The 9,812-nt window shown below is 72.5% G+C and carries 11 protein-coding genes; 5 read left to right on the forward strand and 6 right to left on the reverse strand.

The window, feature by feature from the left end; translation table 11 throughout:
* The coding region (locus ACM2XV_RS09215) for a septum formation family protein (RefSeq protein WP_487026719.1) at positions 1-1,241 on the forward strand (1,241 nt) is incomplete at its 5' end.
* A 17-nt stretch (positions 1,242-1,258) separates the two neighbouring features.
* Here the strand turns inward: ACM2XV_RS09215 and ACM2XV_RS09220 are convergent.
* Together ACM2XV_RS09220 and ACM2XV_RS09225 are read right to left on the reverse strand one after the other, a co-directional pair.
* A complete protein-coding gene (locus ACM2XV_RS09220; protein WP_487026720.1) occupies positions 1,259-2,041 on the reverse strand; it encodes an HAD-IIA family hydrolase in 783 nt (260 codons plus the stop codon).
* 39 nt (positions 2,042-2,080) lie between these two features.
* Positions 2,081-3,628, reverse strand: coding sequence for an FAD-binding oxidoreductase (locus ACM2XV_RS09225; RefSeq protein ID WP_344777032.1), 1,548 nt, complete (start codon positions 3,626-3,628; stop codon positions 2,081-2,083).
* 42 nt (positions 3,629-3,670) lie between these two features.
* Between ACM2XV_RS09225 and ACM2XV_RS09230 the strand changes: the two genes are divergently transcribed.
* From ACM2XV_RS09230 to ACM2XV_RS09240, 3 genes are all read left to right on the forward strand, one after another.
* On the forward strand, positions 3,671-4,309 hold the full coding sequence (locus tag ACM2XV_RS09230; protein WP_487026721.1) for a TrmH family RNA methyltransferase: 639 nt from the start codon (positions 3,671-3,673) through the stop codon (positions 4,307-4,309).
* Between the two features lie 171 nt (positions 4,310-4,480).
* Positions 4,481-5,305 carry a metallophosphoesterase family protein gene (locus tag ACM2XV_RS09235; protein WP_487026722.1) on the forward strand — a complete coding sequence of 275 codons (825 nt, stop codon included), beginning with the start codon at positions 4,481-4,483 and terminating at the stop codon, positions 5,303-5,305.
* Positions 5,306-5,370: 65 nt separating this feature from the next.
* Positions 5,371-5,940, forward strand: a complete 570-nt coding sequence (locus ACM2XV_RS09240; RefSeq protein WP_487026723.1) for a hypothetical protein — start codon at positions 5,371-5,373, stop codon at positions 5,938-5,940.
* 44 nt (positions 5,941-5,984) lie between these two features.
* Here ACM2XV_RS09240 and ACM2XV_RS09245 read toward each other — a convergent pair whose 3' ends face one another.
* A complete protein-coding gene (locus ACM2XV_RS09245) occupies positions 5,985-6,656 on the reverse strand; it encodes a TetR/AcrR family transcriptional regulator (protein WP_344777024.1) in 672 nt (223 codons plus the stop codon).
* 117 nt (positions 6,657-6,773) lie between these two features.
* On the opposite strand from ACM2XV_RS09245, the gene ACM2XV_RS09250 reads away from it, so the two are divergent.
* Positions 6,774-6,908, forward strand: coding sequence for a hypothetical protein (locus ACM2XV_RS09250; RefSeq protein ID WP_344777022.1), 135 nt, complete (start codon positions 6,774-6,776; stop codon positions 6,906-6,908).
* Here the strand turns inward: ACM2XV_RS09250 and ACM2XV_RS09255 are convergent.
* The 3 genes from ACM2XV_RS09255 to ACM2XV_RS09265 all read right to left on the reverse strand — a co-directional run.
* Positions 6,886-8,559, reverse strand: coding sequence for an amidohydrolase (locus tag ACM2XV_RS09255; protein WP_487026724.1), 1,674 nt, complete (start codon positions 8,557-8,559; stop codon positions 6,886-6,888). The genes ACM2XV_RS09250 and ACM2XV_RS09255 overlap by 23 nt on opposite strands.
* Before the next feature lie 65 nt (positions 8,560-8,624).
* Entirely contained in the window at positions 8,625-8,963 is a 339-nt protein-coding gene (locus tag ACM2XV_RS09260; RefSeq protein ID WP_344777018.1) for a chorismate mutase, read from the reverse strand.
* Between the two features lie 54 nt (positions 8,964-9,017).
* The coding region (locus ACM2XV_RS09265; protein ID WP_487026725.1) for a lactonase family protein at positions 9,018-9,812 on the reverse strand (795 nt) is incomplete at its 5' end.

The raw sequence follows: 9,812 nt of genomic DNA on the forward strand, positions 1-9,812 counted from the left end.
CCGAGGATGCCGCAGCGCCGGAAGCACCGGCGCACGCGCCGCTTCCCCCGGGCACCACGGCGCACGAGTTCGACCCGTTCGCGCAGGACCTCTTCGCGCCGGTTCCGGCGACCACGCCGGTTCCGTCGGTCGACGAGTTCACCATTCCCGATGAGACCGAGCCGGCCCAGGCATCCGCGCCCGCATCGGAAGAGACGGGCGACACGGGCGCCGAGCCCCGCACGAGCGAGGTCAGCTCGGACTGGAGCGATATCGCCGACATGCTCGGCGCGCACCCCCAGACCGTCGACACGGCGATCGTGAGTCCGATGCCGCCGGTGAACGAGATCCTGCCGTCGTTCGACGCGCTCCGCCCGCGCAGCGCTGCCGTGAGTGAGATGCCCGAGCCCGCGAACGGGCCCGAAGCCGAACCCCGCGGGGCCGCAGCCTCGGCCGACGTGACGCCGGCGGACGCCACCCAGCTCGACGAGACCCAGATCACTCCGACGGCGCTGGCCGTTCCGGCGGCGCCCACGCCTGCGGCATCCCCCCTGCCCTTCGCCCCCGACTCGGCGCGCGTCTTCGATCAGAGCCCGCCGCCCGCTCACTCGGGCGGCGCGCCCGTCGAGCACGCTCGCTCGGGCAGCCCACTCAACCGCTGGCTGCTGATCGCCGCGGCTGTGCTGATCGCGATCCTGATCGGCATCGGGCTGTTCGCCCTCGGCCGTGCCGTGGCCTCGGGCCGCGACCAGGTACCCGCGGCGGCGACCCACACCTCGACCCCGACGCCGACCGCGACGACCGCCTCGCCGACCTCGACTCCCACCCCGACCGCGAGCGACGACACGGCGATCGCGGGCAGCGGCCCCCTCGCCCCCGGGCAGAGCTACCAGTGGGACCAGCTGCGCGGCGGCGAGTGCCTCGACCCCTTCGCCTCGGCCTGGGCGCAGGACTTCACGGTCGTCGACTGCAATGCACCGCATGCGGCACAGCTCGTCTACACGGCCCCGTACACCACCGACCCGTCGGCCGCCTTCCCCGGCGAGCAGGCGATCTCGGCTCAGATCGGGCTGCTGTGCAGCAAGCCGGGCGTGGTCGATCTCAACGCGGCCGCCGCCTATAGCGACGTGCAGCTGGTCACCGCCTACCCGGTGACGGCCGAGCAGTGGGCGTCGGGCCAGCGCAACTACTTCTGCTTCGTCACCCGCTCGTCGGGCCAGCAGTTCTCGAGCTCGATCGCGGGCCCCGGGCCGACGCAGTAAGCCGCTCGGGCCGGCGCCTATTCGCCGCGCACGAGCTGGTCGACCCCCGACAGCACCTCGTCGGGCCGGAACGGATAGCGCGAGATCTCGTCGTCGCCCGAGGTGATGCCCGACATGACGAGCACGGTGAACAGCCCCGCCTCGATGCCCGCGACGATGTCGGTGTCCATGCGGTCGCCGATCATGCCGGTGGTCTCGGAGTGGGCGCCGATCTTGTTCATCGCCGAGCGGAACATCATCGGGTTCGGCTTGCCGACGATGTAGGGCTCGCGGCCGGTCGCCTTCGTGATGAGGGCGGCGATCGCGCCGGTCGCCGGCAGCGGACCCTCGGCGCTCGGGCCGGTCGCGTCGGGGTTGGTCGCGATGAAGCGGGCGCCGCCCGAGATGAGGCGGATCGCCTTCGTGATCGCCTCGAAGCTGTAGTTGCGCGTCTCGCCCACGACGACGAAGTCGGGCGAGGTCTCGGTCATGATGAAGCCGGCCTCGTGCAGGGCGGTCGTGATGCCGGCCTCGCCGATCACGAAGGCGCTGCCGCCCGGCATCTGACTCGCGCAGAAGTCGGCGGTCGCGAGCGCCGAGGTCCAGATGCGCTCCTCGGGCACGTCGATTCCCGAAATGCGCAGGCGGGCCGCGAGATCACGCGGCGTGAAGATCGAGTTGTTGGTGAGGATCAGGTATTCGGTGCCGTCGGCCTGCCACTGCTTGAGCAGATCGGATGCCCCGGGCAGCGCCTTGTTCTCGTGGACGAGCACCCCGTCCATGTCGGTGAGCCAGGAGACGACATCGCCGCGTTCGCGCATGTCACGAGTCTATTTGGGGCGGCGGTCCTCGCCGACCCGTCAGACCCAGTGCGGCTGCGCGAACAGGCCGGCCGGGTCGGCGCTGCGGGCGATGCCGCGCAGCCGCGCCGTGTTGGGGCCGAAGTACGCCGTCGGGTCGGTGATGCTCGCGTCGCAGTAGTTCGCGTAGGCGGAGGTGCCCCAGGCCGGCTGCATCGCGGCGCGGAATCCGCGCACATAGGCGTCGAACGGAGCGGGGTCGGTCCCGTCGGCGAACGTCGCGGTGTACTGGGCCGTCCAGAGCGCCGAGCGCCACGGGAACGCGGTGTCGCCGGCCCCGACGTCGGCCACGGCGCCCCCGAGGGCGTCGAGCGCCACGCCGCCTTCCGTGAGGCCCGGCACGGACGACGCCCGGGCCACCTGGTCGAGCAGCGTCGCGATCTGGCCCGCCGCGAGCCGTCGCGACCCGATCGACGACGTCGCAGCCTCCGAGACCCGCGCCCCTGTGCCCGCGTAGCGGCGCATCGCGTCGCCGAAGCTCCTCTCGGTCGCCGTGTGGGCGAGCGGCGTGGCGCCGACCGCGGCGATGAACTGATCGACGGAGGCATCCGCCCCGCTCTGCGGCCCCGTCCAGGTGCCGCTCACCGCGACCACCGGGTCGCCCGGGTGCCGCGACCCGCCCAGCAGCTTGAGCGACGACCACAGGCGGCGGTCCGCCGCCGGAGCCCAGTCCTGCCAGGCGGCCACGACCCGCGCGGCAGCGGTCCAGGGGAAGGTGATCTCGAACATCAGGACGGGCGGCGCGGCCTGCGTGCGGAAGGTGAGCGAGGTGACGACGCCTGCTGTGCCGCCGCCCCCGCCGCGACAGGCCCAGAAGAGGTCCGGCTCGTCGTGCTGGCTGACCGTGTGGACACGGCCGTCGGAGGTCACGATGGTGGCCGCCGTGAGCTGATCGCACGTGAGGCCGAAGGAGCGCACCAGCACCCCGATGCCGCCGCCGAGTGTGAGTCCGCCGATGCCGACCGTTGCGCATGAGCCGCCGCCGATTGCGCGGCCGGCGGCGGCGAGGCGCTCGTAGACGTCGAGCAGCTGGGCGCCTGGCCCGATCGTCACCGACGAGCGATCGGGCGAGAGCTCGATGGCGTCGAGGCCCGCCGTGCTGATCACGAGGGAGGGCGGAACGTCGGTGCCCGGGCAGCCGCCGGCCGACCAGCCCGTGAACGAGTGGCCGCCGGAGCGGACCGCCACGGGAGTCTTCGTGTTGCGGGCGAAGGCGAGGCCCGCGACGACGTCGTCGGCGTTCGCCGCGCGCAGGATGCCGCGAGGGTCTGCGGTGTCGTAGCGCGGGTTGCGCAAGACCCGCGCCGCATCCCAGCCCGTCGACCCCGGCCGCAGCACGGCACCCGTCGTGGCGGCGGCGAGCTCGCTCCAGCTGGTCGGCCCCGCAGGCGTGCCCGGGGTCGTGGCACCCGGGGACGGAGTGCGCGTCGGTGCGTGCGTCGGTGCGGGGTGACTGTTCGTGCACGCGGCGAGGGCGCCCGCGAGGCAGAGCCCCACGCCGCCGCCCAAGAAGGTGCGGCGGGTCAGGTGCGGGCGCGCTGAGGTCATCGCCCCTGTCTACTCGGCAGCGCGGTTCCCTACGCTGATGACGTGCCAGAGATCGAGGAATCACCGCAGCCCGCACCCGGCGTCGGGCCGTGGCCGGGTGAATGGCCCGACGGCGCGCACTACGACCCCGAGCTGCTCGCGAACGGCGACACCCGCAACGTGATCGACCGCTACCGCTATTGGACGATGGAGGCCATCGTGGCCGACCTCGACCGGCGCAGGCATCCGTTTCACGTCGCCATCGAGAACTGGCAGCACGACCTCAACATCGGGTCGATCGTGCGCAGCGCGAACGCGTTCCTCGCCGAGACGGTGCACATCGTGGGGCGCCGGCGCTGGAACAAGCGCGGCGCGATGGTCACCGACCGCTATCAGCACGTGCTGCATCACGACACGATCGACGACCTCGTCGCGTGGGCGCGCGAGCGGGCGCTGCCGATCATCGCGATCGACAACGTGCCAGGGTCCGTGCTGATCGAGACCTTCGCGCTGCCGCGCGAGTGCGTGCTGCTGTTCGGGCAAGAGGGGCCGGGGCTGACGGATGCCGCGATCGAGGCATCCGACGCCGTGGTCGAGATCGCGCAGTTCGGCTCGACCCGCTCGATCAACGCGAGCGCGGCGGCGGCAATCGCGATGCACGCATGGGTGACGCAGCACGCGACCCTCCCGCTGGCCGAGTAGCTCGCTCTGCGCTTCCCCGCTGGCCGAGTAGGTCTCTCAGCGACCGCTTCGCTGGCCGAGTAGGTCGCTCTGCGCTTCCCCGCTGGCCGAGTAGGTCGCTCTGCGACCGTATCGAGGCCCTCTCCTGCCCAAGACCATTCGATGTCACCCCTGCCCGATAGCCTGCGCGACATGACGTTGCGCATCCTCCACCTCTCCGACACGCATCTCCTCGGCGACCCCGAGGCGCGCCACAACGGCGTCGACACTACGGCGGCCCTCGACCGTGTGCTCGAGCGCGCGGCGCAGGTCGAGGGCATCGGCCTCGTGGTCGCGAGCGGCGACCTCTCGGAAGACGGCGCGGTCGCCGCGTACGAGAAGCTGCGCGACCGGCTCGAGCCGTTCGCCGCCGAGCGGGGTGCCGCGACGGCTTACGTGATGGGCAATCACGATCTGCGCGACGGCTTCGAGCAGGTGCTCGGCGAGCGCGACGGCGTGCTCGAGGTGAGCGGGTTCCGGGTCATCCGCCTCGACACGGCGGTGCCGGGTGCGGGCTACGGCGAGCTGTTCCCCGATCAGCTCGCCTGGCTGCGCGCCCAGCTGGCCACGCCGGCCCTGTACGGCACCGTGGTGGTCATGCACCACGCGCCCGTCCCGGCGTGGAGCGCGCTGTTGCGCGCCCTCGAGCTGCAGGGTGCCGCCGATGTGCTCGCGGCCCTGTCGGGCGGCGACGTGCGCGTGGTGCTGAGCGGCCACTACCACCACTCGGTGGCGACCTGGGTCGACGGGCTGCCGGTCATCGTTGCGCCGGGCGTGACGAACACGACCGACGCGCTCGCCCCCGGTGGTCACGAGCGCGCGGCGGCGGGCAGCGGCTTCGCCGTCATCGACCTTCCCGAGGCGGGGGCGCCGGCCGCCACGTTCGTCAGCGTTCCGACCGGTGCCGACGAATGGCTCTTCGACCTCGACCCGGCGGCCGTCGACAGCATCGCCAGGGCCTACGGCCCGCACAGCTGACCACCTCGGCCCCCGTCCGGGGGACTTTGGAGATTGTCGGGAGCCCCTGCAATACTGGGCCCTTCATGGCCCGACACCGCAGTTCCCCGACCCGCGTGCCCTTCTGGGCACGATCGCGTCGTCCTGCGGTCCTGGGCGGCGCCCTCGGCGGCGGCACGGCGCTCATCGCCGGTCTGGCCGTCTGCGCTGCGATCTCGGTCTCGGGCGCGGGCGTGAACTTCCACTTCTCCGACTCGGCCGTCGCAGCGGTGCTGGGCGACGATCACGCGGCGCCGACGGTGACGCGAGACCTGCCCGCGGCGAGTTCGACGGCTCCGACGCAGACGCCGAGCGTCACGCCGTCGCGGGCGCTCGCACAGGCCCAAAGCGCGGCCGCCGACCCCGCTTCTCCCGCTGCGGCGACGCCTTCGACGACACCGACTCCGGCTCAGGCACAGGCTCAGGCCTCCTCCGCGTCGGCGAGCTCGGTCGCGACGCCCTCTGCGACTGCGAGCGCGCAGCCGTCGTCGACCCCCGCGTCGTCGGCGTCGCCCAGTTCGACGCCTGCCCCGACGGCGGCGCCGATTCAGCTGCCGACACCGCAGCCGAGCGAGCCGGGCGACGACCACTGCCTGCTCGGCATCGTCTGCATCTAGTCGGCTCGGCTCGGGCGCTCGGCTCGGCTCAGGCGCTCAGGCTTTCAGGCGCGCAGCCAGCTCGGCTCGAGCGGCTGTGCCATGAGCTCGGCGCCGTAGGCGAGCACGGGTGTGCGCTCGATCAGCTCGGCGACCTCGCGCCAGCCGAGGCCGGCGATCCCGAGCACGCACGAGATCACGAGCACGTGCCCGCGCTGGGGCGGCAGGAAGGTGCGGCCGGCCTCGGACAGCACGGAGAGCGCCGTCGACTCGATGAGCCGGGCGAGCGACCCGGGTTCCACGTCGTCGCGGATCGCCCCGCTCGCCATGCCGCGCTCGATCGTCTCGCGCAGCCTGAGCCGCACCGGCTCGAGCATGCGCGCCACCTGGTCGCGGTGGCCGCCGTAGCCGGCGAGCCGGGTCAGCAGCCGCACGTCCTCGCTCTCGGCCCAGAGCCGCGAGCCGTGCAGCGCGAGCTCGACGCGCGGGTCGGGGTGGCTGATGGGGTCGAGCTCGGCGGTGAGCCGCGCGGCCGCCCTGATCAGAACGGCATCGATGAGCTCATCGCGGCCGGCGAAGTGACTGTAGACCGTGCGGCGCGTGAGTCCGGCGTGCCGCGCGATGGGGTCGAGCGGGGTGTTCCTGTCCTGCGTGAGCAGCACGCTCGCCGCGTCGAGGATCGCTTCGCGGTGTGCCTCGGCGTCTTTGCGCGGGGCTCGCTTCCTCGTCTCCGACATGAAGTGACAGTAGTGCATTGCTTCACCCCTGTGTGAAGCATCCGTGGCGCGTTGGCAACTCGTGCGCGGTTGCTGTGTCCCCGCTCGGGCCCGGCAGGGCCGCACTACCATTGCGGCATGACGGACCAATCGGAAGATCGCGAAGAGGACAACACCGACGAGACGTCCGAGCACGCGGCGGACCAGGGCAACGCGGCCCGCACCTCTGCCGCCCCGCCGACGGAGGCGATCATTCTGAAGAGCTCGGACTAGCGGGCACTTCGTAGACGAGGCGACCGCCGACCCAGGTGGCCACGACGCACGCCTGATCGATCGCCTCAGCGGGCCCCGCGAACGGATCCCGGTCGAGCAGGGTGAGGTCGGCGAGGAATCCGGTCTCGATTCGGCCCGTCTCGTGCTCGCGCCGGTTCACCCAGGCCGAGCCGGCCGTGTAGGCCGTGAGCGCCTCGGCGAGGCTGAGCTGCTGCGCGGGGCCGCCGAGCGGTTCGGCGCCGGCGGGCGCGTCATCCGAGACGCGCGTGACCGCGACCCTGATCGCCTGCAGCGGGTTCGGGCTCGTCACGGGCCAGTCGCTTCCGGCCGCGAGCCGCGCGCCGGCACGCACCAGGTCGCCGAAGGGGTAGCTGCGCGCGATCAGCTCGGGTGCGATGAACGGCACCGTGAGCTCGTCGAACTGAGGCTCGTGGCTCGCCCACAGCGATTGGATGTTGGCGGCGGCGCCGAGCGCCGCGAAGCGCGGCACGTCTTCCGCGCGCACCATCTGCAGGTGCGCGAGTTGATGACGCGCGTCACGGATGCCGCCCCCGGAGCGCGCCGCCTCGAGCGCGTCGAGCGCTTCGGTCACGGCGCGGTCGCCGAGTGCGTGGAAGTGCAGATCGAAGCCGGCCCCCTCGAGCGCGGCGACGAGCCTCTTCAGCAGCTCAGGCTCGAAGAAGCTGATGCCGCGCTCGCCTGTGGCGTTTCCGTCGCCGTCGAGGTACGGGTGCGAGAGCGCGGCGGTGTGGTTCTCGGCGACCCCGTCCATCATGATCTTCACCGCGCTGAATGCGAGTCGGCTCGGGTCGGCGCGGCACGCGCCGCGGAGCGCGGCGAGCTCGGCGACGGTGTCGAGGGTCGCCGCGCGGTCGAGCCAGAGCGCGCCGGTGACGCGGGCGGTGAGCTCGCCGCGCTCCTCGGCGCGCAGGTAGGCCTCGCCGAACCCGTTGCCGCTGTCGATGTAGCCGCCGATCATGGCGTCCTGCCAGCCGGTGATGCCGAAGCTGTGCAGTCGGGCCTGGGCGGCGAGCAGGCCCCGAAGCGTGAGCTCGGGGTCGACCGGCGGCAGCACGGCAGAGAGCAGGGCGGCGGCGCCCTCGTGCAGCATCCCGCTCGGGTTGCCGTCGGCATCGCGCTCGATGCGGCCGTCGGCAGGGTCGGGGGTGGAAGCGGTGATCCCCGCGAGGCGGAGCGCTGCCGACGAGACCCACATGCCGTGATGGTCGCGGTTGCTCAGCGCCGCGGGGCGATCGCCGACGACGGCGTCGAGTGCGGCGGCGGTGGGGTTGCCGCCGGGGAACCACTCCATCGCCCACCCGCCGCCGAGGATCCACGGGTCGTCGGGGTGCGCGGCGGCGTACCGGCCGACGAGGGCGAGCGCATCGGCGGCGCCTGCGGCGGCGCTCACCTCGCACTGCAGCAACTCGACCCCGGCCTGAACGGGGTGGACGTGGGCGTCGATGAAGCCCGGCAGAAGCAGCTGGCCGGTGGCGTCGATCATCTCGGTGCCGGGCCCGATGAGGTGGTCGAGGCGGGGGCCGATGGCGCTGATGCGGCCGCCTGTGACGGCAACGTCGGATGCCTCTGGCTCGGCCATGCCGGCAGAGAACACCCGGCCGCCGCGGAACAGAAGGTCGGCTTCGTTCATGGGCACGACCGTATCCAGGCCGTGTTTCGGGCAGGTTGAGGGGGTGCTACCGCTCGCGTCGCCCGCTAATCCTCGGGAATCTCGCGCTCTTCGCCTTCGGCGCCGGCGCGAATGTGGTGCCGGATCACCTCGGTCACGACGAAGTTGAACCACTTCTCCGCGAACTCGGGGTCGAGATTGCTCTCGATGGCGAGCTCGCGCAGCCGGGCGATCTGCCGGTGCTCGCGCTCGGGGTCAGAGGCGGGCAGGCCGAACCGCGCCTTGAGCTCGCCGACCTCCTGGGTGAACTTGAACCGCTCGGCCAGCAGGTGAACGAGGGCGGCATCGATGTTGTCGATGCTCTGGCGGATCCGCAGCAGCTTTTGCCACGCAGCCTCGGTGCTGTCGGGTTCGGTGGGGCACATGTCTCAAACCCTAGGGTGAAACGCAGGCGAGCGGATGCCCCGCCGCAACACGCCTCAAAGAAGCGCAGGCACCACCGCGGTCGGCGAGCCGGCCGGCACACGCTGCAGGATCTCGCCCGGAATCCCGTCGGGCCCCAGGGCGAACACGGTCACCTCGCCCCCGAGCTGGTTCGCGACGTAGAGGCGGTCGCCGCGCACGAGGTGATGGCGCGGCCAGTCCGCACCCGAGGGGACCTCGGCGAGCGGCCGCGGCAGGGCGCTCGCGCCAGAGGCGCCCGAGGCGCCAGCGCCGCCGACCGCCAGCACGGCCACGACGTTCGACCGCCGCACGGTCGCATACAGCAGCGACTCGTCGTCGGAGAGCGACAGGTGCGCCGCATACTCATCGGGCTCGCGCGGCACCGCCCGCAGAGGCGACGACCCCGCGATCGCGTAGCGCCCGTCGGCCCCCGGCACGAGCAGGAAGACCGAGATCGCGTACTCGCAGCTGACGTAGAGCCGCCCGTCAGAGGCGGCGGCGACGTGCCGCGGGCCCACGCCGTAGGGGAAGGCGATCTCGTAGTCGAGTGCGAGCGACGCCGTCGCCGACTCGTAGCGCCACGCGCGCGCGAGGTCGTAGCCGAGGTCGATCGTGAGCACCCGGCCGTCGGCGAGGAACTGGGTGAAGTGCGCCCGGCTCAGGCGCGGGGCATAGTCGGGGCGCGGCGCGACCATCTCGGACTCGGGCACCCCCGCGTACGGATCGAGCGCGGGCGAGGCATCCGCTCGCCCCAGAATCTCGCCCGTTACGGCATCCAGCGCATACGCGAGCACCTGGCCCGAGCCCCAGCACGCGACGACGGCGTAGCG

This window comes from Gryllotalpicola sp. CP2-P1 (genome assembly GCF_057512245.1).

Excerpts from the sequence above, each read along its gene's own strand:
- ACM2XV_RS09260 (WP_344777018.1), bottom strand. The coding sequence starts at position 8,963 with ATGTGCCCCACCGAACCCGACAGCACCGAGGCTGCGTGGCAAAAGCTG.
- ACM2XV_RS09220 (WP_487026720.1), bottom strand. The coding sequence starts at position 2,041 with ATGCGCGAACGCGGCGATGTCGTCTCCTGGCTCACCGACATGGACGGG.
- ACM2XV_RS09225 (WP_344777032.1), bottom strand. The coding sequence starts at position 3,628 with ATGACCTCAGCGCGCCCGCACCTGACCCGCCGCACCTTCTTGGGCGGC.
- ACM2XV_RS09255 (WP_487026724.1), bottom strand. The coding sequence starts at position 8,559 with ATGAACGAAGCCGACCTTCTGTTCCGCGGCGGCCGGGTGTTCTCTGCC.
- ACM2XV_RS09235 (WP_487026722.1), top strand. The coding sequence starts at position 4,481 with ATGACGTTGCGCATCCTCCACCTCTCCGACACGCATCTCCTCGGCGAC.
- ACM2XV_RS09250 (WP_344777022.1), top strand. The coding sequence starts at position 6,774 with ATGACGGACCAATCGGAAGATCGCGAAGAGGACAACACCGACGAGACG.
- ACM2XV_RS09245 (WP_344777024.1), bottom strand. The coding sequence starts at position 6,656 with ATGTCGGAGACGAGGAAGCGAGCCCCGCGCAAAGACGCCGAGGCACAC.
- ACM2XV_RS09240 (WP_487026723.1), top strand. The coding sequence starts at position 5,371 with ATGGCCCGACACCGCAGTTCCCCGACCCGCGTGCCCTTCTGGGCACGA.